Below are 26,936 nucleotides of genomic sequence, written 5' to 3'. Positions count from 1 at the left end.
CGGCCCACCGCCCGCGCGCCGCCTTCTGCTCCCCGTCCGGCCCGCGCCGCCCGCGTGTCGCCTTCTGCTCCCCGTCCGGCCCGCGCCGCTCGTGCCCCCGCCCGGCCCGCGCTGCTCATGCCCCCGCCCGGCCCGCGCTGCTCATGCCCCCGCCCGGCCCGCGCTGCTCATGCCCCCGCCCGGCCCGCCCCGAACTCCCAGGAAACCCCATGCCCAGCGACTCCCGCGGCACCGTCGTCCCGCAGGCCGCACCCCTGTGGACGGCGACCGTCGCCCCGCTGCCCGCTCCCTGGTCCGAGGAGGACGGCCTGCCCGTCGCCGTGGTCGACCTCGACCGCGGCGGGACGTGGCCGGCCCGCCATCCCGGCATCCACGACGCCCACGGCGGCCACCGCGGCCACCGCGTCCGGGTCTCCTTCACCCTGGACGAAGCCCTGCACGAGCCCCTGCACGAGGCCCGCAGCGCCGTGCTGCACCTGGAGTACGCGGCGGACCGCGGCCCGTGCCCCGACCTCGAGATCGTCCTCGACGGCCGGCACCGCGGCGTGTTCCACCCCCCGGTCGAGCGGCGCGACCGCAGCCGCACCGGCGAACCCGGACCGGTCGCCGGCCACGGCGTGCTGCGCGTCCCGCTGCCCGCCGCCTGGCTCGGCCCCGGCCGCCACGACCTGACCGTCACCACCGTGTGCGACGAGGCCGCCGCCACCGGAGCCGCGCCGACCGACGACCCCGACGCCGCCCTGCGCCCCGGCGAGGAGCTGCCCCCGGCCCGCTCCCACTACGGCCACTGGTTCGGCTCGTACCTCACCTGGCGCGCCGCGCGCCTGGAGACCGCCGATGCCCCCGGACCCGCCGACGCCCCGGAGCCCTCCGTCCGCTGGGAGCTGCGGGCCACCCCCTTCCACCTGCACGGCGAGACCCCCGGCGCCGAACCGGTCCCGCTGGTGGAGCTCACCGCGACCGTCCCGGCCGGTGCCGAGCCGCCCGGCCCGCTCGTGCTGCGCCACGGCGACCGGGAGATCGCTGTGCCTGCCGCAGGCAGAGGCCGCGACTTCGGCATGCTCCGCCACCGGCTGCCCGCCCCCGGCTTCACCGCCGGAACCCTCTTCACCCTGCACGACGCCACCGTCCACGCCGCCTCCGGCGCCGAACTGCACCGCGCCGTCCTCGCCCCGGCCCGGCGCTGGACCCTGCACCTCGTCCCGCACGTCCACCTCGACCTGGGGTTCACCGACACCCAGGCCAAGGCCGTCGAGCTGCACTGCCGCAACATCGACCGCGCCCTGGACCGGCTCGCGCACGACCCCGGCTTCCGGTTCTGCGTGGACGGCTCCTTCGTCGCCGAGGAGTACCTGCGCACCCGCTCCCCGCGCCGCGGCGAGGAGTTCCTGGCCGCGGTGGCCGCCGGGCGGATCGGTGTCAACGCCTTCCACAGCAACCTGCTCACCGGCGTCACCGGCCTGGACGACCTGCGCCGCGCCCTGCGGTCCGGCACCGCGCTGCCCGCCGCCCCCGGCCCGCTCGCCCGGTACGCCAACATCACCGACGTCCCGGTGCTCACCGGGGTGCTGCCCGCGGTGCTGCGCGCCGCCGGCGTGGACGCCTTCGTCGGCATGGCCAACCACCACCGCGCCGCCACCGACGGCAGCGACGAACTGCACCTGGCCTCGCCGGTGCGCTGGCGCGCCGCCGACGGCAGCGAGGTGCTGGCCCACTTCGCCGACCACTACTCGCAGCTGCGCTTCATCGCCGCCGACCCGCAGGCGGTGGCCGGCGCGGTGGACGGCCTGGACCGCTACCTGCGCCGCTACGAGCGCCCCGACTACCTGCCGCGCGACCTGGCCCTGATCGGCACCCACGCCGACAACGAGGACCTCGCGGACGGCGACACCTCCTTCGCCGGGCGGTGGAACGCCGCCTTCGCCTGGCCCCGCGTCCGCGTCTCCACCTTCCTGGAGTACCTCCAGGCCGTCGAACCGCTGCGCGAGCGCCTCCCGGTGCACACCGCCGAGGGCGGCAGCTACTGGGAGGACGGCGTCGCCGCCTCCGCCGCCGCGGCCGCCGCCCACCGCGGTGCGCAGGCGCTGCTGCCCGCCGCCGAGGAGCTCGCCGCCGCGCTGGCCCTGGCCGACGACCGGCACCGCCCCGACCGTCGCGCCCTGGACCGCGCCTGGGACGGCCTGCTGATCGGCGGCGAGCACACCTGGACCTGGGCCCGCGCCACCACCCACCCGCACGCCCCGCACACCGGCGACCAGCTGCACTGGAAGCTCCGCGCCATCGACGACGCCGCCCGGCTCGCGCTGGACGAGACCCGCCGCTGCCTGAGCGCCCTGGCCGACACCCTCGGGCTCGACGGCCCCGGCGTGCTGCTCTACAACCCGCACCCGTGGCCGGCCGCACCCGCCGCCGAACTCGACCTGCCCGCCGCCGGCCGGTTGCTGGACGCTTACGGCGGGCAGGTGCCCGTCGAGGTGCTCGCCGACTGCGCCGGCATGACCCGGGTCCGCCTGGTCCCCGGCGAACTCCCCGCCCACGGCTGGCGCTTCCTGCCGCTGACCGAGACCGCCGACGTCGTCCCCGCCGGCGAGGAGGCATCCCGCCCCGGTGGCACTGCCGACACCCCCGGCCCCGACACCCCCGCCCCCGACACGCCCGCCCCCGACACCCCTGCCGCCGGCCTCCTGCACGAACACACCCCCGTCCGCCCCCTCGCCCCCGGCGCCGAGGCGGTCACCGCCGTGTGGCGGCTGCGCACCGACCCGTCCACCGGCCTGCCCGCCGAACTGTGGCACCTGCCCACCGGCCGGCAGCTGCTGGACCCGGCCGCCCCGCACCCCCTCGGCCTGCCGGTGCAACTGCTCGCCGCCGGTGCCGGCCGGGGCGGCCCCCACGGCCGCGAGCGGATCCTCCAGCTCGACTCCCGCTACCACCCCGGGGCCACCGACCTGGCCGAGCGCCCCGCCGAGCTGCGCCTGCTGGGCGCCCGGGCCGTCCCCGACGGCCTGCGGCTGCGCTGGGCCGGCCGCGGCGCGGGGCTGTCCGAGCTGGTGGTGGAGCTGCTGCTGCGCGACGCGGGCAGCTGCGAGCTGACGGTGGACCTGGTCAAGGAGGCGGTGCTGGACATGGAGTCCCTGTCCGTCGCCTTCCCCTTCCTCGTCGAACGACCCGTGCTGCGCTACGACCGGCAGCTCGGCTGGGTGGAGCCCGCGCGCGACCACGGCCCCGGCGCGTGCAACGAGTGGCTGGTGCCCGTCTCCGCCGTCACCGTCACCGCCCCCGACGGCCCCGGCGTGGTGTGGGCCGCGCCGGACACCCCGCTGGTCTCGGCCGGCGACCTCGTCCGGGGCGGCTGGCCGGAGCGCTTCACCGACCGCGACGGCCGGCTGTACGCGTGCGTGACCAACAACTTCTGGCCCTGCAACACCCCGCCGGTGCAGCCCGGACCGGCCCGGTTCCGGTTCGTCTTCGCGCCCGTGGCCGCCCACGACCCGGCGGCGGCCTCCCGGTTCGGCGCCCTCGCCCGGCTGGGCGCGCTCACCGGCGAGGTCACCCCGCTCGACCGCTTCACCGCGGGCCGCCCTCCCCGGTACGCCGAGGGCACCGTCCTGGACCTGCGGGCCGCGCCGCACTGCCGGGTCTCCCTCGCCCGCACCGCCGAGGACCGGATGCGGGTGCAGGTCGTCAACCTGCTGCCTGAGCCGGTGCGCACCACCGTGCCGCTGCCCGCCGGCTGGGTCGCCGAGGACACCGCCATGGACACCGCCGGGGACACCCCGGCCGCCCCGGACGGCGCCGTTCCGGTCGCCCTGGCCCCGTACGGCCTGGCCGACCTCGACCTGCGCCGCATCTGCTGACGAACCGTCACACCGTGCCGCCCACGCCACGAGATTGCGAGCCGTCCATGACCGACCGCCTCCGCCTCGGCGCCGCCTACTACCCCGAGTACCTGCCCCCCGGCCGCCTGGACACCGACCTGGACCTGATGGCCGAGGCCGGCCTGCGGATCATCCGCGTCGGCGAGTCCGTCTGGTCCACCTGGGAGCCCGCCGAGGGCGACCTGCGCCTGGACTGGCTGCAGCCCGTCCTCGACGGCGCCGCCGCCCGGGGCATCGACGCCGTCGTCGGCACCCCCACCTACGCGATCCCGCCGTGGCTCGCCGCGCAGGAGCCCGACGCCCTCGCGCAGAACGCCACCGGGAGCGTCGTCGGCCACGGCGGCCGGCAGAACGCCGACCTGCTCCACCCCGGCTACCGCGCCCACGCCGAGCGGATCATCCGGGCCGTGGTCTCCCGCTACGCCGACCACCCCGCCGTCGTCGGCTGGCAGGTCGACAACGAGCCCGGCGCCCACCTGCTGCACAACCCCGGCGTCCTCGCCGGCTTCGTGGAGCACCTCAAGCGGCTCCACGGCACCCCCGAGGCGCTCAACGAGGCCTGGGGCCTGGTGTTCTGGTCGCACCGGATCACCGACTTCGACCAGCTGTGGCGCCCCGACTCCAACACCGTCCCGTCCTACGACCTGGCCTGGCGCCGCTACCAGGACGAGCTGGTCACCGGGTTCATCGCCTGGCAGGCCGGCATCGTCCACGAGCTGGCCCGCCCCGACCAGTTCGTCACGACCTGCATCGCCGGCCACCAGCCGGCCGCCGACGCGTGGGGCCTCGCCCGGGCCCTGGACCGCACCGCCGTCAACCTCTACTACGCCACCCAGGACGCCCTGGGCACCGAGCCGGCGCCCACCACCGCCCAGGGCTCGCCCTGGTGGGAGGACGAGGCCGGCGAGTGGCGGCTGCACCAGGCCGCCGACACCGCCCGCGGCCTGCGCGACGAGCCGTTCCTCGTCACCGAGACCAACGCCGTCTCCATCGGCCTGTCCGAGGTCAACAACCCGCCCTACCCGGGCCAGCGCACCCTCGCCGCCCTGACCATGCTGCTGCGCGGCGCGACCACGGTGGAGTACTGGCACTGGCACAGCCTGCACTTCGGCGCCGAGACCCACTGGGGCGGCATCCTCAACCACCGTCTGGAGCTGGGCCGCGCCTACCGGGAGATCGCCGGCACCGCCCGTGCCGCCTCGGCCGCCGAGGACGTCCTGGCCGGGCTGCGCCCCGACGAGGACGTCCTGCTGGTCACCTGCCACGCCTCCCGCCGCGCCCTGGAGTTCCAGCCGCCGCTGACCACCCCCGGCAACACCGGACCGGACCGCAACTCCCACGGCCGTATCGTCGACGCCTTCTACCGGGCCTTCCACACCGCCGGCGCGCAGCTCGCCGTCCACGACGTGCGCGGCCTGCCCGACGCCGCCGCGATGGCGAAGCGCTGGCCGGTCGTCCTCGCCCCGGCCCTGTACGCGGCGACCGACGCCCAGCTGGACCTGCTGCTGGCCTACGCCCGCGCCGGCGGCCGCCTCGTCCTCGGCCCGCGCACCGGCTACGCCGACGAGCTGGCCCGCGCCCGGTCGACGCGGCCGGAGCTGCTGCGCGCCGCCGGTGTGGACTACGACGAGTCCAGCGCCCTGGCCGCCCCGCTCGCCGTCGCCGGCGCCCTCAGCGGCGCCGGCGCCGCCTGGGCCGACCTGCTGGAGCCCACCGCGGACGACACCGAGGTGCTCGCCTCCTGGACCGGCCACCCCTTCTTCTCCGCCTACGCCGCCGTCACCGACCGCCCGGTCGGCGCCGGCCGGATCACCACCGTCGCCACCCTGCCCGACCAGGCCCTCGGCCGGGCCCTCGCCCGCCGGCTGCTCGGGCAGGCGCTCCCCGACCTGCCGGCCGGCGTCACCCGCGCCACCGCCCGCACCGCGGCGGGGGAGCGCGTCGCGCTGTACGCCAACTGGTCCTGGGAGCCGGCCTCCGTCACCGTGCACGCCCCGCACGGCTGGTACGACCTGGCGGGCGACCGCGCGCCCGGCAAGGACGGCGACACCCTCGGCCTCGGCCCCTGGGGCCACCGCCTGGTCGTGCTGCGCACCGCCGACGCCCCCGCCGCGGGCCACCGCACCGGGAACGCCCGTGGCTGACACGCACCCCCTGTGGCCGGGGGCGGACACCACCGTCGACCTCGCCCCCGCCCGCTGGATCTGGATCGGCGGCGAACGGGCCCTGCCCAACACCGTCGCCCTGTTCCGTCGCGCACTGCTGCTCCCCGCCGCCCCGGCCCGCGCCCGCCTGCGCATCACCGCCGACAGCCGCTACCGGCTGCACGTCAACGGCGAACGCACCGCCTGGGGGCCCGCGCCCTGCGACCCCCGGGTGCTGGAGGCCGACACCGTCGACCTCACCGCGGCGCTGCACGAGGGCGTCAACACCCTCCTGGTGGAGGTGCTGTACCTCGGCACCGGCGAGGGGACCTACGTCGCCGGCCGCCCCGGCCTGCTCGCACTGCTGGAGGCCGAGCAGGCCGACGGCACCCCCCTCGTCCTGGGCACCGACGCCTCCTGGCGGGCCCGCACCGACCGCAGCCGGCCCCCCGGCGCCCCCCGCCGCTCCTTCCTGCGCGGCTGGCAGGAGACCACCGACCTGCGCCGCTGCCCGCTGCGCCACGACGACGCCGGCTGGCGCCCGGCCGTCGCACTCGACGTCCCCGCCGACCGGCCGCCGATCGCCGGCACCCTCACCGACGTGGTCGGCGACACCTGGCTGCCCGCCGGCACCCCGGTGCACCTGGTCGAGCGCGGCATCCCCCTGCTCGCCGAGCACGACCTGCTCACCGCCGGGCTCACCGACTGGGGCAGCGCCGACTGGGGGAGCGGGGCCGGACGGGCCGACCCCGACGACTGGTTCGACTTCCGCACCCCCGCCCCGCCCGCCACCGACTCCGCCCGGCCCGCCTCCTGGCGCACCCCCGAGGGCCTGCGGCTGCCGCCCTCCGGCAACGGCCGCACCCGCTACGCCACCTGGCGCCTGGACCGCCAGCGGGTCGGCTGGCCCGTCGTTGAGCTCGACGGCCCGGCCGGCACCGTCGTGGAGGTCGTCACCGCCGAGGGCCACGACCCGGACGCCACCGGCTGGCTGGACCACGGCCAGTACAGCTGGTCCCGGCTGGTGCTGGACGGCTCCCCGGTGCGCTGGGAGGCCTTCGAGTACGAGTGCTGCGCCTGGATCCAGCTGCACGTCCGCAACCCCGACGGCCCGGTGCGCGTCACCGGCGTGTCACTGCGCGACCGCCGGTACCCCTGGCCGCACGAGCCGCGGATCGAGACCGCCGACCCCGCGCTCGCCGCCGTGCTGGACGCCAACCTCAACACGCTGGGCAACAGCGCCCAGGACGGCGTCGTCGACGGCATGGGCCGCGAACGCCAGCAGTACAGCGGCGACGGCAGCCACCAGCTCGCCGTCACCCGGCGGCTGCTGGGGGCCCACGCGCAGTCCGCCCGCTTCCTGCGGACCTACGCCCGCGGCCTCACCCGCGACGGCTACTTCCTGGACAGCTGGCCCGGCCACGACCGGCTGGTCCGGCTCGGCCAGAACGAGCTGGGCCTCACTTCCTGGGGCTCCATGCTGGACCACGGCGTGGGCTTCGTCATGGACTGCCACCACCACTGGTGGGACACCGGGGACGCCGCGACTCCCCTGGCGGTCCTCCCGGCGCTGCGCCGCTTCGTCGGGCACCTGGAGGGGCTGCGCGGCGCCGACGGCCTGCTGCCGGTCACCGGCCTGGAGCCCACGTCGGTCTGGATCGACCACGACGCCTTCGCCGAACAGCGGCACAAGACCTGCGCCTTCACCCTGTACGCGGCGGTGATGCTGCGGCACGCCTACGCGCCCCTCGCCGAACTGGCGGGCCGCGACGGCGACGCGGCCGCGGCCCGCGGGCTGGCCGACGACCTGCTCGCCGCGGCCCGCCGGGCCTTCTGGCACGAGCCCTCCGGTCTGTGGGCCAACAACCTGCCCTGGGCCGGTTCCGAGGCCGAACTGCGCTGCGACGACCGGTCGCTGGCCACCTCGGTGCGCTACGGCCTCGCCCCGGACGGCCGCGAGGGCCCGGCCGTGGAGCTGCTGGCCCGCCCCGACGCCCGGCTCGGCCTGTCCTACCCGGCCAACGCCGTCTGGCGCTTCCGGGCGCTGATCGCCGCAGGCCGGATCCAGCCGGTGCTGGACGAGCTGCGCACCCGCTGGGCGACGCTGCCCTCGGTGGTGCACAACCGCACCCTCCAGGAGATGTGGGACGCCCGCCCGGACAGCAACGCCCAGTGGAGCCACTGCGCCGCCGGCCCGCTCGCCGCCTTCCTGGAGGGCGTCCTCGGCTGCACCGTCACCCGCCCCGGCGCCACGGCGCTGCGGGTCGCCCCGCAACTGGGCGACCTGCCGTCCGCCGCCGGATCGGTGCACACCCCCTGCGGTCCGCTGCGGATCGCGGCCCGCGCCGCGGACGGCGGCACCGCCCTCCTCCTGGACCTGCCCGCCGGGCTGCGCCCGGCGGGACTGCGGGACGGCGGCGCGGTCCTGCTCGCCGACCCCGACGCCCCCCGCACCCGCGCGGAGCTGCACCTGCCGCCCCGCCCCGCCCCCGCCCCGACCCCCGGATCGCCCCCCGCCCCGACCCCCGGACCGGGCGGTACGGCCCGACCCGCCCCTCCGCCGACCCGGCCCGACAGGAGCCCCGCATGCTGACGCGCACCCCGCTCGACACCGGCTGGACCCTCACCCTGCTCACCCCGCACGAGAGCACGCCCGAGGAGCTGCACGGCCTCAGCGTGCCCGCCGAGGTCCCCGGCTGCGTCCACACCGACCTGCTGGCCGCCGGGCTGCTGGCCGACCCGTACGTCGGCCTCAACGAGCAGCTCCAGCACTGGATCGGCCGCTCGGCCTGGCGCTACCGCACCGCCTTCGTGCTCCCCGATGTCCCGGGGGCCCGGCACGAGCTGCGCTTCGAGGGCCTGGACACCGTCGCGGAGATCCTGGTCAACGGCCGCAGCGCGGCCCGCACCGAGAACATGCACCGGACGTACACGGTCGACGTCACCGACCTGGTCGCGCCCGGCGCGAACGAGCTCGCCGTCGTGTTCTCCAGCGTCTACGACCACACCGACGCGGCCCGCGAGAAGACCGGCGAGTTCCCCGCCGCCTACGACGAGCCGTTCAACCACGTCCGCAAGATGGCCGCCAACTTCGGCTGGGACTGGGGGCCGACCCTCGTCACCGCCGGCATCTGGAAGCCCGCCGAACTGCTGACCTGGACCGGAGCCCGGCTCGACGCCGTCCGCCCGCTCGTGCGGGTCGACCACGCCGACCCCGCCCACCCGGCGACCGTCACCGTCGTCGCCGACGTGCGCCGCGACCCCGCGCGGCCGCCCGGCCCGCTGCGGCTGACCGTCGCGGCGGCCGGCGCCGAGGCCGTGCACGAGATCGCGGCCGGCACCGACCGCGCGGAGGTCGTCCTCCCCGTCGCCGGCGTCGACCTGTGGTGGCCGACCGGCCTGGGCGGCCAGCCGCTGTACGACCTGCGGGTCGCCCTCACCGACGCCGACGGCGCGGACGCCGGCCGCTGGCAGCGCCGGATCGGCTTCCGCACCGCGGAGCTCAACACCGTCCCGGACGCCGACGGCACCCCCTTCGAGTTCTGGGTCAACGGCACCCTGGTCCCCGTCCGCGGCGTCAACTGGATCCCCGACGACTGCTTCGTCTCCCGCGTCGACCGCGACCGCTACGCCCGCAGCCTCGACGACGCCGTCGAGGCGGGCGTCAACCTGGTGCGCGTGTGGGGCGGCGGCATCTACGAGAAGGACGACTTCTACGACCTGTGCGACGAACGCGGCCTGCTGGTCTGGCAGGACTTCCTCTTCGCCTGCGCGGCCTACAGCGAGGACGAGCCGCTGCGGGGCGAGGTGCTCGCCGAGGCCCGGGACAACGTCGCCCGTCTCGCCCCCCACCCGAGCCTCGTGCTGTGGAACGGCAACAACGAGAACATCTGGGGCCACGCCGACTGGGGCTGGCAGGAGGCCCTCGGCGACCGGGCCTGGGGCCTCGGCTACTACACCGGGCTGCTGCCGGCCGTCGTCGCCGAGCTCGACCCCACCCGCCCGTACTGGCCGGGCAGCCCCTGGTCCGGCGACCCCGCGATCCATCCCAACGACGAGCGGCACGGGCCGATCCACGTCTGGGACGTCTGGAACGAGCGCGACTACCGCGCCTACGCCGAACGCCACCCCCGCTTCGTCGCCGAGTTCGGCTTCCAGGGCCCGGCCTGCCTGCCCACCGTCGAGCGCGCGATCGACGACGGCCCGCCGCGCCCGGACGGCCCCGTCGCCGAGGCCCACCAGAAGGCCGACGGCGGCAGCCGCAAGCTCCGGGACGGCATGCGCCCCCACCTGCCCGCGCCCCGCCGCGGCGACCCCGCCGTCGAACTCGCCGACTGGATCTACCTCGCCCAGCTCAACCAGGCCCGCGCCGTCCGGTTCGGCATCGAGCACTTCCGCTCCGAGTGGCCGCGCTGCACCGGCACCGTCGTCTGGCAGCTCAACGACTGCTGGCCCGTCAGCTCCTGGTCCGCGGTCGACGGCGACGGCCGGCGCAAACTGCTCTGGTACGCCGTGCGGCGCGCCCACCGGCCCCGGCTCGCGGCGATCGCCCGCGCCCACGGACGGCGGCCCGCCGTCCACCTGGTCAACCACGGCACGGACCGCTGGGAGGCCGTCCTGGACGTGCAGCTGCACACCCCGGACGGCGTGGAGCGCGCCACCGCCCGGCACCGCCTCGACCTCGCCCCGGGCGGGCGGCTGACCCTCCCGGTCGACCTGCCCGCCACCGCGCCGGGCGGCGCCGCGGAACCCCTCGTGATCACCGTGCGCGCCGGGCGGGACATCCTGGCCCGCGACCTGACCTGCGAGGACATCGCCGCCGCCCTGCCGTTCCCGCGGCTCGCCGCCGACGTCACCGACCGCGCCGACGGCACCGGCGTCGACGTCGCGGTCACCGCCGGGAGCCTGCTGCGCGACCTCGTGCTCTGCGCCGACCGGGTGTCCGCCGACGCCCGGGTGGACGAGCAGATGGTCACCCTGCTCCCCGGCGAGCGGCACGTCTTCGCGGTGCGCACCGCCGCCCGCGCCGACGACCCCCGCTGGCGGCACCCGCTGGTCCTGCGCTGCGTCAACGACCTGGACACGCCGGCGCCGTCCCCCGGGCATACGCCCGCGCCGTCCGACGGGCCCGGGGAGGGGAGCTGATGGGCACCGCCGCCGTGCGCCCCTACGATCCCGACCCCCTCCACCCGCCGACGGGCGGAGCCGTCCGCCGCGGCTGGGACGTCCCGGCCGCCGGGCTCACCGCGGGGAGCGTCGTCGCCGTGGACGGCACGGCGGTCGCCCCCTGGGACGAGCTGGCCGCGGCACTCGCCGCCGTCCTGGGACGGCGGGGCCTGGAGCTGCGGGTGCTGCACGCCGTGGACGGCATGGCCCCCTGGGAGGAGGTCGTCGAACGGACGTCCTCGCCCGGGCTGCGGGACGACCCCCACTTCGAGGCGCTGCCCGCCCTCGCGCTGCGCGACCTCGTCGACCGGCCGGTCGAGGCCGCCCCCTCCGGCGGCGTCACCGCCGTCGTGGGCCCCGGCGCCGCGCTCTCCCGGCACGACGTGCTCTGGTACCTCGACCTGCCCAAGCGCCACGCCGAGGCCGCCGTCGCCGCCGAGGCCGCCGGTGTCTCCGCCGCCTCCACCGCCTCCGCCGCCCCCCGCGTCCGGCACGTCGGCGGGCGCGGGGCCGGACCGGCGGCCTCGGCCAGGCGGCTCCTCTACACCGACTGGCCGCTGCTCGACGCCCACCGCGACGGCCTGCTGGACCGCCTCGACTGGTGGATCGACGGCCAGGACCCCGAACGCCCCGCCGTGCTCGACGGCGCCGCGCTGCGGGCCACCCTCCGCACCCTGTCGGGCCGTCCCGTCCGCACCCGGCCGACCTTCAGCACCGCCCCTTGGGGCGGCCACTGGGGCCGGGACCGGCTCGGCATGGCGCCCGGCCAGGAGAACACCGCCCTGGGCTACGAGCTCATCGCGCCCGAGAGCGGCGTACTGATCGGCGAGGACGCGCGGGACGCGGTCGAGGTCCCCTTCCAGGCCCTCGTCGCCCGCCACCCCGAGGCGGTGCTCGGCGCCGAGGTGCACCGGGAGTTCGGCACGTCCTTCCCGATCCGCTTCGACTACCTCGACACCGTCGGCGGCGGCAACCTCTCGGTCCACTGCCATCCGCAGAGCGACTACATGCGGAAGGTCTTCGGCTGGCCCTACACCCAGCACGAGACCTACTACATGATGGCCGCCGGCGGCGGCAGCCGGGTCTTCCTCGGGCTGCGCGGCGACGTGGACGTCGAACGCTTCCACCGGGAGGCGGCGGACGCCCACGACCACGGGACGCCCTTCGACGTCACCCGCCACGTGCAGACCTTCCCCGCCGTGCCGCACCAGCTGTACCTCGTCCCGGCGGGCACGCCCCACGGGAGCGGCGAGGGCAACGTCGTGCTGGAGATCAGCGCCACCCCCTACCTGTACTCGCTGCGCTTCTACGACTGGCTGCGCGCCGACGGCTCCGGCCGGCGGCGCCCGGTCCACGTCGGGCACGCCTTCCGCAACCTGGACCGCGGCCGCAACGGGGACGCGGTGGGCCGCACCCTCGTCCCCGAGCCGCGCCCGGTGGGCGGCGGGCCGGGCTGGAGCGAGAGCGTGCTCGGGGAGCACCCCGACATGTTCTTCGACGTGCACCGCCTCGAGCTCGACCCCGGTGCCGTCGCCGGGACCGGCACCGGGGGACGCTTCCACGTCCTCACCGTCGTCGGGGGCCGGGGGGCGGCGGTCGAGACGGCGGCGGCCCGGACGACGCTGGCCTACGCCGAGACCCTGGTGGTCCCCGCGGCGTGCGGGCCCTACCGGCTCCGCGCCGTGGGCCCGGAGCCGGTCCGGGTGGTCCGTGCCCACGTCCGCGCCGCCGCCCCGGGCGGGGGAGGGGGCCCGGCCGGCGGCTGACACCGCGTCCTCCTGCGCTTAAGCGCGTAAGTTGACGGGCTTGCGTCAGAAGAACGGCATGAGAACAAGTCAGAAGCCTTTCCCGTTCGGGGAGTCGGCTCTTTCTCCCTTGCCGAACCCGTTGACGGTGATGCGTGTAACTGGTTCAGTGTCAGAGCTCCCGGTCATCCGGTGCCCCACCCGCCGTACGGAAGTGGAACCCCCATGTACGTGGACATGCCCCTCGACGAACTGCGCGCCTACCGCCCCGCGCGCACCGAGCCCGAGGACTTCGACGCCTTCTGGAAGGCGACCCTGGACGAGGCCCGCGCCGCGGCGCGGCCCGCCGTCCTCGACCCCGTCGCGACCCGCCTCACCATGGCCGACGTCTTCGACGTCACCTTCACCGGATTCGCCGGCCAGTCCGTCAAGGCCTGGCTGTGGCTGCCCCGCGGGCACGGCGGCCCGCTGCCGTGCATCGTGGAGTACCTCGGCTACGGCGGCGGCCGCGGTCCGGCGTACGACATGAAGCTCTGGCCGGCCGCCGGATACGCGCACCTGATCATGGACAGCCGCGGCCAGAGCAGCCACTACGGCAGCGCCGACACCCCCGACCTCGGGCACGACGGCAGCCCCCAGGTGGGCGGCTTCACCACCCGGGGCATCCGCAGCCCCCACACCCACTACTACCGGCGGCTCTTCACCGACGCCGTGCGGGCCGTGGACACCGCCAGGACGCTCGACGCCGTGGACCCGGAGCGGATCGTGGTCAAGGGCGGCAGCCAGGGCGGCGGCATCGCGCTGGCCGCCGCAGGCCTGTCCGAGGGCCTGGCCGGCGCCCTGGTCGACGTGCCGTTCCTGTGCGGCTACCGCCGCGCCACCGAGATCACCGACGAGTACCCCTACCGCGAGATCGCCGACTACCTGCGCTACCGGCGCGACCGGGTCGAGGAGACCTTCCACACCCTGTCCTACCTGGACGGGATCAACTTCGCCGCGCGCGCCGACGCCCCCGCGATGTTCTCGGTGGGCCTGATGGACGCGGTCTGCCCGCCGTCCACGGTCTTCGCCGCCTACAACCACTGGGCGGGGACCGACAAGGACATCTGCGTGTGGACCTACAACGGGCACGACGGAGGGGCCGCACACCAGACCGGCGAGCACCTGGACTGGCTCGCCCGCGTCCTGGGCTAGCCCCGCGCCCGGCCGCCGCCCGGCCGCCTGGCCGGAGCAGGGGAGGCGCACCCGTGCACCGGACGGGCGGACCCGCCCAGCGACGGGTCCGCCTCCCCGAGCGGCACCACGCCTCCGAGCGGCACCACCCCCTGAGCGGCACCACCCCCTGAGCGGCACCACGCCTTTGAACAGCACCACTCCCGGAACGGAACCACCCCCTGAACGGCACCACTCCCGCGGACAGCGCCACCCACGACGCACGGCCCCCACCCCGCCCGCCTCCCGGAGGAACGCCCCGTGAAGCCGTCAAGAACCCGCCCCGCCCTCCGCGCCGGCACCGTCCTCGCCGCAGCCCTCGCCCTCGGGGCCGCCACGACCGGCGCCCTGGCCGCCCCGGCCCCCGCGCCCGCCCCCGGGTCCGCGCACACCGGCGCGCCGCAGGCCGCCCGCCCCGCCGCACCGCCCGCAGGCCGCGTCCGGGTCGGCGACCGTTACGTCTACCTCAACGGGGTCAACGTGCCGTGGGGGTCGACCTCCACCTTCGGCACCGACATCGCCTGCGCCTACGACCCGCAGAGGTTCGAGAACATGTTCGACGACCTGCAGGCGTACGGGGTCAACGCGGTCCGCTTCTGGCTGCACATCGACGGCCGCTGCTCGCCGGTCTTCGACGCGGACGGCGATGTCACCGGCGTCCCGCCGCACTTCTGGGAGGACCTCGACGACTTCCTGCGGCGGGCCCGCGCACACGACGTGGCCGTACTGCTCACCCTCTGGGCGCCCGACATGGACAACACCGGCGCCGCCTGGGAGCAGGTCCGGCCCCACCGCACCTCGCTGATCACCGATCCCTCGAAGACGCGGACCTACATCGACCGCGTCCTCGTCCCGATGGCGGAGCGCTACCGGCACGAACCCGCCCTCCTCGGCTACGAGGTCATGAACGAGCCGGAGTTCGCCGTCGACTCGCCCGACGTGTGGGGCGCCGGCAGCCACGGCCCGGCCGACCGCGACACCGTCCCCCTGCAGACCCTGCAGCGCTTCGTCGCCCAGCAGGTCGTCGCCCTGCACCGGCACACGCGGCAGGACGTCGTCGCCGCCGGCTCCGCCGCCTACAAGTGGCTCGCCGCCTCGGGCATCGACGCCACCGTGGGCAACTGGTGGAGCGACGCCGCCCTCAGGGCCGTCACACCCCCGCACGACCGCAGGTGGGCCTACAGCGACTTCTACGAGGTCCACTGGTACGACTGGGAGAAGGGCACCGGCTACAGCTTCTCCCCGTGGGACGGCCGCGGCCCCGGCGCCTACAACAGCGACGGCAAGCCCGTCGTCATCGGCGAGCTCCCGGCCGCCGACGACGCCTACTACACCCGCCGGGCCAAGGTCGACGACAGCTACGCCCTCGGCTACGCCGGCGTGCTGTTCTGGAGCTACAACGCCATCGACGGCTTCGGCGGCTGGGACGACATCAAGGACGACCTCAAGGCCTTCCGCGACGCCCATCCCGCCGAGGTCGACCTTGACCTGAACCGACCCCACGGCCACGCCGCCGCCGGCGGCTGAGCCGCCCGCCGCGTCCCCGCCCCGGGCGTCGCACGTCGGCGCCCGCGACCGGGCGCATCCCGGGAGCCGCACCGCGCCGCGTCCCCGGCCCCCGTCCGGCACGGCCTCCGCCCCGGCCCCCGTCCGGCACGGCTCCCACCGCACCACCACGCACGCACAGAACCCGGGTGCGGGGCCCTGTTCCCCGCCGGTCCCGCACCCGGTCCCACCCCCCCCGCGAGCCGCACGCGAAGGAGCAGCCATGCGCAGAGCATGGTCCACCGCACTGCACCGCATCCTCCTCACCCTGGCCGTCGTCTGCACGGCGCTGGCCTCGACCGCCGTGGGCGCCGGCACCGCCCACGCCGCCGCGCCGAACCGGATCTGGTTCAACGGCAGGAACATCTACCTCAACGGCGTCAACGCGCCGTGGGGCTCGACCTCCACCTTCGGCACCGACCTCGGCTGCAACTACGACGCCAACCGCTTCGAGACGATGTTCTCGGACCTCCAGACGTACGGCGTGAACGCCGTCCGCTTCTGGGTGCACGTCGACGGCCGCTGCTCGCCGACCTTCACCTCCGACAACACCGTCTCGGGCGCGTCGAGCACCTTCTACAGCAACCTCGACGACCTGCTGAACCGGGCGAAGAACCACAACGTCGCCGTGCTGCTCACCCTGTGGGCGCCGGAGCTGACCTTCAACGGCTCCGCCTGGACGCAGATCCGCCCGGTGCGCGACCCGTTCATCAACGACGCCTCCAAGACCCAGACGTACATCGACAACGTCCTGGTCCCGATGGCGAGGCGCTACGACTCCAACCCCGCGCTGCTGGGATACGAGGTCATCAACGAGCCCGAGTTCGCCGTCAGCTCCTCCGACGTGTGGGGCAGCAGCTACCCCACCGACCGCAACCTCATCCAGCTGTCCGCCATGCAGCGCTTCGTCGCCCAGCAGGTCGTCGCGCTGCACCGCAACACCACCAAGTACGTCAACGCCACCGGCTCGGCGTCCTACAAGTGGAACGCCGCGCACGGCGACGTCACGGTCGGCAACTGGTGGAGCGACGACGCGCTGAAGGCCCAGGTCCCGGACGCGGACAAGCCCTACGCCTACAGCGACTTCTACCAGGTGCACTGGTACGACTGGGAGAAGGGCAACGGCTACGACTTCTCCCCCTGGGAGAACCGCGGCCCGTCCTTCTACAACGACGACGACAAGCCCGTGATCATCGGCGAGATGCCGGCCAAGGACGACACCTACTTCACCGAGGACTACAAGATCAACGAGAGCTGGAACGAGGGCTACCTCGGCTCCTTCGCCTGGAGCTACTCCGGCATCGACGGCTACGGCTCCTGGAACGACGTCAAGGACAGGCTCAAGGCGTTCCACGACGCGCACGCCGCCGACATCGACCTGAACCTCTCCGGCGGCGGCAGCACCGGCGGGGGCGGCAACGCCCGCAACGGCAGCCACGGCGTGCAGCTGGCCGCGGCCGGCGGCTGGCGCAACTTCGGCCAGTTCCCCTCCGTCAGCCAGAACAGCACCTACACCGCCTCGATCTGGGTCAAGGGCAGCGGCACCGCCCACCTGGAGGTCGACGCCGGCCAGTGGGGCGCCCGCCTCGGCGAGGCCTGGTGCACCGGCGGCGGAAGCAGCTGGTCGCAGTGCAGCGTCACCGTCGGCACCGGCGGCAACAGCCAGGTGACCTGGCGGGTCAGCGACTCCACCTCCGGCGGCACGCTGTACTTCGACGACGCCTCGCTCGACAACGGCTCCGGCAACGTCGTCGACGACCCGGGCCTGGAGAACAACAGCGGCTCGTGGTTCTTCGAGTCGCCCTTCTCCCGGTTCTGACCCCGTCCGCCCCCGCGGACGGCGCCACGGTCCGCCGCGCGGGAGGGCGTCCCTCCCGCGCGGCATCCCTGCCGGACCCCTCCCCGGGGCCCGGCAGCGCCCGACCGCCCTCTCGACGCCCCTGACCCCGACCCCCCTCCCGACGACCCCGACCCGTCCGAGGAGCGAGCCATGCGCCGCATCCGTCCCGCCGCGACCGTCCCCCGCCCGTGCTCCGCCGTCCCGGTCCTCCCGCCGTGCCCCCGGTGAACCGTACGGCGGCGGACCTCGTGCCGGTCCTCGACGTCGGTGGCACGCACGTCAGCGCCGCCGTGGTCGACGTCCGCACGGGTGAACCGGCCGGCGGCCCGCCCGTCCGCCTCCCCCTGCGCTCCGACGCCCCGGCGGCGGCGGTCCTCGACGCCCTCGCCGACGCGGCCCTGACCCTCGGCCCCGGCCACGGCCGCGTCTGGGGCGTCGCCCTGCCCGGCCCGTTCGACTACGCCGCCGGTGTGGGCCGGTACCGCGGCACGGGCAAGTTCGAGGCCCTGCACGGCGTCGACGTCGGTGCCGGACTGCGCCGCCGCCTCGCGGACCGCGCCCTCGACCTGCACTTTCTCAACGACGCGGACGCCTTCGCCGTCGGTGAGCACCGCTCCGGGGCCGCCGCCGGGCTCCGGCGGGTCCTGGTCCTCACCCTGGGCACCGGTGTCGGCTCCTGCTTCCTGGACGACGGCGTCCCCGTGCGCGAGGGACCCGACGTGCCGCCGGGCGGCGAGGCCTGCCGCCTCACCCTCCACGGCAGGCCGCTGGAGGAGTCGGTCTCCCGCCGGGCGATCCGGCTGCGCTACGCGGCCCTGGTCCGCCCGGCCGCGCCCGGGACCCCGGACGCCCTGCCCGCGGAGGGCCCGCTCCCGGACGTCCGGGAGATCGCCGGGCGTGCCCGCCGCGGCGACCGCCACGCGGTGCGGGCCGTCGTCTCCGGCTGCGAGGACCTCGGGCGCGCCCTGGGACCCTGGTGCGACAGGTTCGGGGCGGCCGCCGTGGTCGTCGGCGGTTCGATCGCGGGCTCGTGGGACCTGGTCGGTCCCGCCCTCGCCCGCGGCCTCGGAGCCGTCTGCCCCCACCCGCCGGAGCCGAGGCCGGCCGCGCGGCCGGACACCTCGGCCCTGACCGGTGCGGCGGACTGGGCCCTGCGCCGCTCCGCCGCAGTCGCCCGCCGCCCCGCGGCCGGCACCCCACCCGCACCGAGCGCGCTCCCGGGCGGAGCGCACCCCCCTGCCCCTGAACCGCCCCACCCCGAACCGCCCCACCCCGAACCCCTTGACCCCGAGGAGGGACCGTGACCGGATCCCCGGCCGACGCGTTCGACGAGGCCGCCGCGGAGGTCCGGGCCGGCCTCCCGGCGGAGAAGGCCGCGCAGCGACTGCTCGACCGGCTCACGCCGCAGGAGCGGCTCGACCTCCTCGACGGCGACGAGGACTTCTGGCCCGGCCAGACGGCGATGTCGGCCACCGGGTACAACCGCACCCCCTACGTGGCGGGGGCGAACGACCGCCTCGGCATCCCCGGACTGCGCTTCAGCGACGGCCCGCGCGGCGTGGTCATGGGCTCCTCGACCGCCTTCCCCGTCCCCATGGCCCGGGGGGCGGCCTGGGACGTGGAACTGGAGGAGCGGGTGGGCGACGCGATCGGGAGGGAGGTCCGCGCCCAGGGCGGCAACTTCTTCGCCGGGATCTGCGTCAACCTGCCCCGCCACCCGGCCTGGGGACGGGCCCAGGAGACCTACGCCGAGGACCCCGTCCTGCTCGGCGCCCTGGGCGCCGCCGCCGTCCGCGGCGTCCAGCGGCACGTCATGGCGTGCGTCAAGCACTTCGCCCTCAACAGCATGGAGAACGCCCGCTTCACCGTCGACGTCCGGGTCGACGAACGGACCCTGCACGAGGTGTACCTGCCGCACTTCCGCACGGTCGTCGAGGCGGGTGCCGCGGGCGTCATGAGCGCCTACAACTCCGTCAACGGCGCGTGGTGCGGGCAGAACCCGGACCTGCTCACCGGCGTCCTGCGCGAGGAATGGGGCTTCGAGGGGGTCACCGTCTCCGACTTCGTCTTCGGGTTCCGGGACGCCGCCGCCTCCCTCGCGGCCGGCCTGGACGTGGAGATGCCCTTCCGCCAGCAGCGCGCCCGCCACCTGCCCGCCGACCTGGAGTCCGGCCGGGCCCGGTGGGAGGACGTCGACCGCTCCGCCCTGCGCGTCCTCGCCACCCAACTGCGCTTCGCCGCCCGCCTGCACGGCACCCCGCCGCCCGACCCCTCCGTCGTCGCCTGCGCCGAGCACCGGGCCCTCGCCCGCACCGTGGCGGCCCGGTCGATGGTGCTGCTGCGGAACGAGCCCGTGGAGGGCGCCCCCGTCCTGCCGCTCGACCCGGCGCGGCTGCGCAGACTCGCCGTGGTCGGACGTCTCGCCGACCTCCCCAACACCGGCGACCACGGTTCCTCCGACGTGCGGGCACCGCAGGTCGTCACCTTCCTCGCGGGTCTGCGCGCGGCCCTGCCGGACACCCGGGTCGTGCACGACCCCGGCGAGGACCTCCATGCCGCCGCGCGCCTGGCCGCGGACGCCGACGCCGTGCTCGTCGTCGCCGGCTACACCGCCGAGGACGAAGGGGAGTACGTCAGCAGCGCGCTGTTCACCGACCCCGAGCTCTCCCGTCTCCTGCCCCCCGGGCCGCGCCCCGGGGCCGGAGGGGACGACGGCGGGGCCCCGGACCCCGACGCCTCCCTCGTGGGCGGCTTCACCACGGGCGGCGACCGGGCCCTGCTCACCCTGCGGCCCGAGGACGAGGCCCTCGTCCTCGCGGTCGCCGCCGCCAACCCCCGCACGGTCGTCGGCGTCGTCGCCGCCGGCGCCGTCCTGACGGAGCGCTGGCGGCACCGCGTCCCGGCCGTCCTCGTGCTCTGGTACGCCGGCATGGAGGGCGGCAACGCCCTCGCGGACGTCCTGCTCGGCCGGTGCGACGCCTCCGGACGGCTGCCCTTCGCGGTGCCCGTGAGCGCCGACCACCTGCCCGCCTTCGACCGCGACGCCGCCACGGTCCGCTACGGCCCGTGGCACGGGCAGCGCCTGCTCGACCGGCGCGGCCTGCGGCCCGCCCACCCGCTCGGCTCCGGACTCTCCTACACCTCCTTCGCGCTGGCGCGGCCGCAGGCCGAGGAGGGCGGCCCCGACGGGCTCACCGTCTCCGTCCTCGTCACCAACACCGGCGACCGGGCCGGCAGCCACGTCGTGCAGGTCTACGGGGCCCGGGAGGACGGCACCGCCGACGACGCCGTCCGCGCCCTGCTCGGGTTCGCCCGGGTGGACCTGGAGGCAGGCCAGTCCCGACGGGTCCGGATCGCCGCCTCGCTGCGCCCCCTCGCCCGGCGCGACCCCGCCGCCCGCGCCTGGACGGCCCCCTCCGGCCTGTACCGCGTCGAGGCCGCGGCGTACTGCGGGGATCCGCAGGCCGCGGCGGTCCGGCTCCGCCTCGGCGGCGGGTGAGCCCGCGGGCGGCCGGTGCGACCGGGTGCGCCGTCGTCGGCGCCCCGCGTGCTCCCCGACCTCTCCGTCCGGTCCTGCCCGTCCCTGCCGACCGGCAGGGACGGGCGGCGGACGGGGAGTGGAGGAGCACCGGCACGGCGACCGGCGCCGGTTCCGGAACGGGACCGCCGGCCCACCGCAGGACGGTGACCCGCGTGACGGCGGACGGCACCGGCCGGCTCGCGCAGCCGCCGTGCCCGCGGCCGCTCAGTCGAGACAGAACTCGTTGCCCTCGACGTCCTGCATCACGAGGCACGACTCGTTATAGCCGTCGGCGCGCAGGAGCCGCACGCGCACCGCGCCGAGCGCGACCAGCCGCGTGCACTCGGCCTCGAGTGCGGCGACGCGCTCCTCGCCCACGAGCCCGGTGCCGACCCTCACGTCGAGGTGCAGCCGGTTCTTGACGACCTTGCCTTCGGGAACGCGCTGGAAGAACAGGCGCGGGCCCGCGCCCGAGGGGTCGCTGCAGGCGAACGCCGACCCCTGGCGCTCGGGCGGCAGCGAGCGGTCGAAGTCGTCCCACGAGGCGAACCCCGCCGGTGGCGGCGGGACGGCGTACCCCAGCACCTCGCACCAGAAGCGGGCGACGCGCTCGGGTTCCGCGCAGTCGAAGGTGATCTGGACCTGTCTGATCGGCGCCATCGGCCCATCGTAGGACCGGAGTCCTCCGCTGTCCCCGAATACCCGTCCCCGGACCCCCGGCCCTTCCCTCTCCGTTCCCACCCACGGGCCTGCGCGGATTCTTGAAGGTCTCTTGACGACACCGCAGGACATGGAGGCCCGTCACCGGGATACGAGCGGGGGGTGATACGCATCGGATCGGTCGTCCTCACCCTGGCCGCAGCCCTCGCCGCGGCCGCCGCCGCCTGGTGGATCTCCCCGTGGTGGTGGTTCGCCGCCGTCCCGCTGGCCCTGCTGGGCCTGCTGGGTGTGCGGGACCTGGTGCAGCGCCGGCATGCGGTGCTGCGCAACTACCCCGTCATCGGGCATGCCCGCTTCCTCCTGGAGCGGATCCGTCCCGAGATCCAGCAGTACTTCGTCGAGCGGAACTTCGACGGCCGCCCCTTCGACCGGGACGTGCGCAGCATCGTCTACGAGCGGGCGAAGGGCACCGACGCCGAGCAGCCGTACGGCACCGAACGGGACGTCAACGAACCCGGCTACGAGTTCCTGATCCCGTCGATGGCGCCCCGGCCGGTGCCGCGGACGCCGCCGAGGGTGCGGATCGGCGGACCCGACTGCAGCCGCCCGTACGACATGGCGCTGCTGAACGTGTCGGCCATGAGCTTCGGCTCCCTGTCGTCCAACGCGATCCTCGCCCTCAACGGGGGCGCCGCAGCCGGGGGCTTCGCCCACGACACCGGTGAGGGCGGCCTGTCGGAGTACCACCTGCGGCCGGGCGGCGACCTCGTCTGGGAGATCGGCACCGGCTACTTCGGCTGCCGGACCCGGGACGGCGACTTCGACCCCGCCGAGTTCGCCGACAAGGCCGCCCACGACCACGTCAAGTGCGTCTCCCTCAAACTCTCCCAGGGCGCCAAGCCCGGTATCGGCGGGGTCCTGCCCGGGGCGAAGGTCAACGCCGAGATCGCGCGGGTCCGGGACGTCCCCGAGGGCCGGACGGTCGTCTCGCCCCCCTACCACCGGGTGTTCTCCACCCCGCGCGAACTCGTCCGCTTCATCGCCAGGATGCGGGAGCTGTCCGGCGGCAAGCCGACCGGCTTCAAACTCTGCCCCGGCTCCCGCCGGCAGTTCCTCGCCGTCTGCAAGGCGATGCTGGAGGAGGGCACGGCCCCGGACTTCGTCATCGTCGACGGAGCCGAGGGCGGCACCGGCGCCGCCCCGCTGGAGTTCGCCGACCACGTCGGCACCCCGCTCACCGAGGGGCTGCTCACCGTGCACAACGCCCTCGTCGGCGCGGGCCTGCGCGACCGCGTCAGGATCGGGGCGAGCGGCAAGGTCGCCACCGGCGCCGACCTGGTCAAACGCCTGGTGCAGGGCGCCGACTACGCCAACGCCGCACGGGCGATGATGTTCGCCGTCGGCTGTATCCAGGCCCAGCGGTGCCACACGAACACCTGCCCCACCGGCGTCACCACCCAGGACCCCCGGCGCGCCCGCGCCCTCGACGTCGGCGACAAGACGGAGCGCGTCCGGCGCCTCCAGGAGGCGACCGTGGCCAGCGCCCTGCAGATCATGGCGTCCATGGGGGTCACCGACCCCTCCCAGCTGCGCCCCCGCATGCTCCACCGGCGCATCGACCCGTCCACCGAACGCTCCTACGAGGAGCTCTACACCTGGCTGGCCCCCGGGCAGCTGCTCGCCGAGCCGCCCGAGTCCTGGGCGGCCGACTGGCACGCCGCCGACCCCGACCGCTTCACCGTGTGATCTGGAGGATCCCGTGGCACGAACCGTTGCCCGCGTCATCGTGGACGCGCTGAGCGAACTTGGCGTGCGCCAGGTCTTCGGCGTGGTCGGCGACGCGCTCAACCCGCTGACCGACGCCATCCGCACCACCGACGGCATCGAGTGGGTGGGCTGCCGCCACGAGGAGGCGGCCGCGTTCGCCGCGGGCGCCCAGTCGCAGCTCGGCGGCACCCTCGGCGTGTGCATGGGCACCGTCGGACCCGGCTCCGTCCACCTGCTCAACGGCCTGTACGACGCGGCCAAGAGCCGCACGCCGGTCCTGGCGATCGCCGGCCAGGTGCCGCTCGCCGAACTCGGCAGCGACTACTTCCAGGAGGTCGACAACGACGCGCTCTTCAGCGACGTGGCCGTCTTCCGCGCGACGATCACCTCCCCCGACCAGCTCCCGCAGATGCTGGAGGCGGCCGTGCGCAACGCGCTGGGCCGCAAGGGCGTCGCCGTCCTCACCGTGCCGGGCGACCTCGGCGACCGCGAACTGACCGCCGACCGGCCCGCCCGCTTCTCCCTGAGCGCCCCTGTGAGCCGCCCGGAGGAGTCCGCCGTGCGCCGCGCCGCGGAACTGCTCGACCGCGCCGAGCGGGTCACGCTGCTCGTGGGACGGGGCGCCCGTGCCGCACGCGAGGACGTCGTGGCCCTGGCCGACCGCCTGGCCGCGCCGATGGTGCTCACCCTGAAGGCCAAGGAGGGCTTCGAGGGCGGGGCCAACCCCTTCCAGGTCGGCCAGACCGGCCTGATCGGCAACCCCGCGGCGGCCTCCGCCCTCCAGGACGCGGACACGCTCCTGCTGCTGGGCACCGACTTCCCCTACCGGGACTGGTACCCGGAGGGCCGGACCGTCATCCAGGTGGACACCGAGGCGGCCCACATCGGACGCCGGGTGCCGGTTGAGGTCGGCCTCGTCGGCGACACGGGCGCCACCGTGCGGGACCTGCTCGGCCACCTGGCCGCGGCCCCTCCCGGGACGGAGGGGGCACGCGACCGCTCGCACCTGGAGGAGGCGCGCAAGCGCTTCGCGGAGTGGCGCGCGGGCCAGGCCCGGCTCGCCGACCCGGCCCATGACAGGGGCCTGGTCGGACGGGTCCGCTCCGCGCTGGACAACCGCGACCACGACATCCGCCCGGAGGCGCTGGCCGCCGTGGTGGACCGCCTCGCCGACGACGACGCCGTCTTCACCTCCGACACCGGCATGGCCACGGTGTGGCTCTCCCGGTTCGTCGAGATGCGCGGCGACCGGCGGCTCCTCGGCTCGTACAACCTCGGCTCCATGGCCAACGCGATGCCGCAGGCGCTCGGCGCCCAGTGCCTCGACCGGCAGCGCCAGGTCGTGGCCTTCTGCGGCGACGGCGGGCTGAGCATGCTCCTCGGCGACCTCATGACGCTGAGGACCCAGCGGCTCCCCGTCAAACTCGTCGTCTTCGACAACCGCCGCCTGGGCATGGTGAAGCTGGAACAGGAACAGGCCGGCCTGCCGGAGTTCGGCACCGTGCTGGACAACCCCGACTTCGCCGCCGTCGCCACCGCCCTGGGCATCACCGGCATCCGCGTGACGGACCCGGCCGAGCTGGAGGAGTCCGTGCGCCGCGCCTTCGCCACCCCCGGGCCGGTCCTGCTGGACGTCCTCACCAACCCGGACGAGATCGCCGTCCCGGCCAAGCCGACCGTCGAGCAGGGCTGGGGCTTCGCGGTGGCCAAGGTGAAGGAGGTCGTGCGCAGCCACGGCGACACCGGCCGCCACTGATCCCGGGCCCGCCGCCCGCACGGCCTCCCGCCGGGTCCCTCCCGGCCCGACCCGGTCCCGGCCCCCGGGCCGCATGTCCGCCGACACGGCCGGGAGGGCCGGCGCGCCGCCCCCGGAGGCCGGCCCGCCTCGGTCGGCGTGCAGGGCGAGGAACATGAAGCGGGGGCGGCGGTGAGGGAGCGGTACTCGCCGGGACGGTGAGGGAGCGGTACGCGCCGGGCAGCAGCTCGCGGACGGCCGGTACGGGATGCGGCCCGCTGATCCGGAGACCCGGAACGCCGCCGGGGTGAAGGGGCCGCCATCGCGTGCAGCGGGCGGTACCGGAAGCTCATGGGCCGTCCGGCCGCCCATGGTCCCTTCCTCCGGACGTCCTCGGAGCCGGAGCAGGAAATGTCCTCCCGAGCCGTGAGCAGAGAGCCTCGTACGGCGGCCGTGCGCGGCAGCACCTCGTACCGCCGCCGTACGAGGTGCTGCCGCAGGTCGAGGAGGTCCGGGGACCCCGGGGTCAGACCGTCCGGATCCGGTCGGCGATCTCCGGTCTCGCCCCGAACCCGGCCGCCTTGTACGTGGCGACGCCGCCGGTGTTGGAGCTCGGTGTGCACACGCGCACGCTCGACGAGCCCATCTCCCGCAGTGCGGCCGCCCCGGCGACGGTGATCGCCCGGCCGTAGCCGCGGCCGCGGTGGTCCTCGTGGACGCCCATCGGCTCGACCAGTCCCGGCTTCCCCGGGCCGGCCGACCAGACCGTCACCACCGCCGCGGGGTTGCCCCGGTCGTCGTAGGCGCCCAGGCAGCGGGCGTCGGCGTGGAACGGTGCCGCGGACATCCCGTACCGGTACGCGCGCGTGGGTCTCGTGGTGTTGAACGCGGACCGCAGGACGTCGGCGAAGTCCTGTGCCTGCTCCAGGCCGATCTCCTCGATCCGCACGCCGGGGTCCTCCACCGTCTCGGCGAGGTCGCGGAAGAGCGGCGTCCACGGCTCGCCGAGGCCCCAGCCCTCCTCGGTCAGCAGGTCGTGGAGCAGCAGGCCCCGCGGCGCCTCGACGGACACCGCTCCCCCCGGCAGCACGCCGCGCTCAGGCAGCGAGAAGTCCTCGACGAGCCGCCACGCCAAGCTCTCGTCGTGGAAGGCGTCGGGAGCGACCGTCATCCGCACCAGCGTCGGCGAGTCCAGCATCCCGACGGCGAGGATCCGTCCGTCCCGGCTCCAGGTCCGGACCACCGCGGCCGTCTCGGCCGTTCCGAACCGGTGGTTCCAGCCGATGTCCCCGGGGTGCAGCTGCATCGGCGCCTCGTCGTGCTGCCACTCCCGCAGCGCCGCCATGGCCTCGCGCACTCCGTCGGCCGTCGGCCCGTTCAGCACAATCGTCATGGCCGGGATCCCACACCCCGCCTCGGTGGCGTGCAACCGCTTAACCGGCTTCGGTCCGGCAGGGTGATGGTGGCGGCGTGCCGACGGCGCGTCCGGTCGCCCGTGACCCGCGTCAGGGCCGGCCCTTGCCGCGTTCGGCGAGGGTGTGGGCGACCAGGGCGTTGGCGTGCCCGTGGCCGAGTCCGTGCTCGGTCTTGAGCCAGGTGACCAGCTCCATGTGTCCGGTCAGGGGAGAGGTGCGGATCAGGTCCTTCCACTCCTCGACCGGGCGGCCGTACGTCTTCTCGATCGAGGGGAAGTAGCTGGCGGGGCCCTTCACCGGTGAGGTCAT

General features: G+C 75.7%; 15 protein-coding genes. 12 read left to right on the top strand and 3 right to left on the bottom strand.

What is annotated here, in order from left to right:
* The first annotated feature begins 209 nt into the window (after nt 1-209).
* The 10 genes from LO771_RS14515 to LO771_RS31045 all read left to right on the top strand — a co-directional run bounded on the left by LO771_RS14515 (nt 210) and on the right by LO771_RS31045 (nt 21,029).
* A complete protein-coding gene (locus LO771_RS14515; protein WP_230652342.1) occupies nt 210-3,857 on the top strand; it encodes a hypothetical protein in 3,648 nt (1,215 codons plus the stop codon).
* 47 nt (nt 3,858-3,904) lie between these two features.
* A complete protein-coding gene (locus LO771_RS14510) occupies nt 3,905-6,022 on the top strand; it encodes a beta-galactosidase (protein ID WP_230652340.1) in 2,118 nt (705 codons plus the stop codon).
* Entirely contained in the window at nt 6,015-8,615 is a 2,601-nt protein-coding gene (locus LO771_RS31050; protein ID WP_308188906.1) for an alpha-L-rhamnosidase N-terminal domain-containing protein, read from the top strand. Before LO771_RS14510 ends, LO771_RS31050 begins: the two co-directional genes overlap by 8 nt.
* Nucleotides 8,609-11,167: a glycoside hydrolase family 2 protein gene (locus LO771_RS14500; protein WP_230652338.1), complete on the top strand. Its 2,559-nt coding sequence runs from the start codon at nt 8,609-8,611 to the stop codon at nt 11,165-11,167. Before LO771_RS31050 ends, LO771_RS14500 begins: the two co-directional genes overlap by 7 nt.
* Nucleotides 11,167-12,954: a class I mannose-6-phosphate isomerase gene (locus LO771_RS14495; protein WP_230652336.1), complete on the top strand. Its 1,788-nt coding sequence runs from the start codon at nt 11,167-11,169 to the stop codon at nt 12,952-12,954. Before LO771_RS14500 ends, LO771_RS14495 begins: the two co-directional genes overlap by 1 nt.
* A gap of 204 nt (nt 12,955-13,158) precedes the next feature.
* Nucleotides 13,159-14,127, top strand: a complete 969-nt coding sequence (locus LO771_RS14490) for an acetylxylan esterase (RefSeq protein WP_230652334.1) — start codon at nt 13,159-13,161, stop codon at nt 14,125-14,127.
* 279 nt (nt 14,128-14,406) lie between these two features.
* Complete coding sequence (locus tag LO771_RS14485) at nt 14,407-15,672, top strand: cellulase family glycosylhydrolase (protein ID WP_308188905.1); 1,266 nt, start codon at nt 14,407-14,409, stop codon at nt 15,670-15,672.
* A 241-nt stretch (nt 15,673-15,913) separates the two neighbouring features.
* Nucleotides 15,914-17,509, top strand: coding sequence for a cellulase family glycosylhydrolase (locus LO771_RS14480; protein ID WP_230652332.1), 1,596 nt, complete (start codon nt 15,914-15,916; stop codon nt 17,507-17,509).
* A 245-nt stretch (nt 17,510-17,754) separates the two neighbouring features.
* A complete protein-coding gene (locus tag LO771_RS14475; RefSeq protein ID WP_230652330.1) occupies nt 17,755-18,834 on the top strand; it encodes an ROK family protein in 1,080 nt (359 codons plus the stop codon).
* Nucleotides 18,831-21,029, top strand: a complete 2,199-nt coding sequence (locus LO771_RS31045; RefSeq protein ID WP_308188904.1) for a glycoside hydrolase family 3 N-terminal domain-containing protein — start codon at nt 18,831-18,833, stop codon at nt 21,027-21,029. The genes LO771_RS14475 and LO771_RS31045 overlap by 4 nt, the downstream gene beginning before the upstream one ends.
* Before the next feature lie 246 nt (nt 21,030-21,275).
* Here LO771_RS31045 and LO771_RS14460 read toward each other — a convergent pair whose 3' ends face one another.
* Nucleotides 21,276-21,710, bottom strand: coding sequence for a VOC family protein (locus LO771_RS14460; protein WP_230652328.1), 435 nt, complete (start codon nt 21,708-21,710; stop codon nt 21,276-21,278).
* Nucleotides 21,711-21,872: 162 nt separating this feature from the next.
* Here LO771_RS14460 and LO771_RS14455 point away from each other — a divergent pair, with 162 nt between their 5' ends.
* Both LO771_RS14455 and LO771_RS14450 read left to right on the top strand, forming a co-directional pair.
* Nucleotides 21,873-23,456 carry an FMN-binding glutamate synthase family protein gene (locus LO771_RS14455; RefSeq protein WP_230652326.1) on the top strand — a complete coding sequence of 528 codons (1,584 nt, stop codon included), beginning with the start codon at nt 21,873-21,875 and terminating at the stop codon, nt 23,454-23,456.
* Nucleotides 23,457-23,469: 13 nt separating this feature from the next.
* A complete protein-coding gene (locus LO771_RS14450) occupies nt 23,470-25,233 on the top strand; it encodes a thiamine pyrophosphate-dependent enzyme (protein ID WP_230652324.1) in 1,764 nt (587 codons plus the stop codon).
* Nucleotides 25,234-25,738: 505 nt separating this feature from the next.
* Here the strand turns inward: LO771_RS14450 and LO771_RS14445 are convergent.
* Both LO771_RS14445 and LO771_RS14440 read right to left on the bottom strand, forming a co-directional pair.
* Nucleotides 25,739-26,605, bottom strand: coding sequence for a GNAT family N-acetyltransferase (locus tag LO771_RS14445; RefSeq protein WP_230652322.1), 867 nt, complete (start codon nt 26,603-26,605; stop codon nt 25,739-25,741).
* A 112-nt stretch (nt 26,606-26,717) separates the two neighbouring features.
* Nucleotides 26,718-26,936, bottom strand: coding sequence for a DUF4287 domain-containing protein (locus tag LO771_RS14440; RefSeq protein WP_230652320.1), 219 nt, complete (start codon nt 26,934-26,936; stop codon nt 26,718-26,720).

The sequence above is a fragment of the Streptacidiphilus sp. ASG 303 genome (genome assembly GCF_020991365.1).
Classification (GTDB): domain Bacteria; phylum Actinomycetota; class Actinomycetes; order Streptomycetales; family Streptomycetaceae; genus Peterkaempfera.
This window is presented reverse-complemented; position numbering and strand designations above follow the sequence as displayed.

Coding starts and splice junctions, on each gene's coding strand:
- LO771_RS14445 (WP_230652322.1), bottom strand. CDS start 26,605: ATGACGATTGTGCTGAACGGGCCGACGGCCGACGGAGTGCGCGAGGCC.
- LO771_RS14490 (WP_230652334.1), top strand. CDS start 13,159: ATGTACGTGGACATGCCCCTCGACGAACTGCGCGCCTACCGCCCCGCG.
- LO771_RS14510 (WP_230652340.1), top strand. CDS start 3,905: ATGACCGACCGCCTCCGCCTCGGCGCCGCCTACTACCCCGAGTACCTG.
- LO771_RS14495 (WP_230652336.1), top strand. CDS start 11,167: ATGGGCACCGCCGCCGTGCGCCCCTACGATCCCGACCCCCTCCACCCG.
- LO771_RS14440 (WP_230652320.1), bottom strand. CDS start 26,936: ATGACCTCACCGGTGAAGGGCCCCGCCAGCTACTTCCCCTCGATCGAG.
- LO771_RS14515 (WP_230652342.1), top strand. CDS start 210: ATGCCCAGCGACTCCCGCGGCACCGTCGTCCCGCAGGCCGCACCCCTG.
- LO771_RS14460 (WP_230652328.1), bottom strand. CDS start 21,710: ATGGCGCCGATCAGACAGGTCCAGATCACCTTCGACTGCGCGGAACCC.
- LO771_RS14500 (WP_230652338.1), top strand. CDS start 8,609: ATGCTGACGCGCACCCCGCTCGACACCGGCTGGACCCTCACCCTGCTC.
- LO771_RS14480 (WP_230652332.1), top strand. CDS start 15,914: ATGCGCAGAGCATGGTCCACCGCACTGCACCGCATCCTCCTCACCCTG.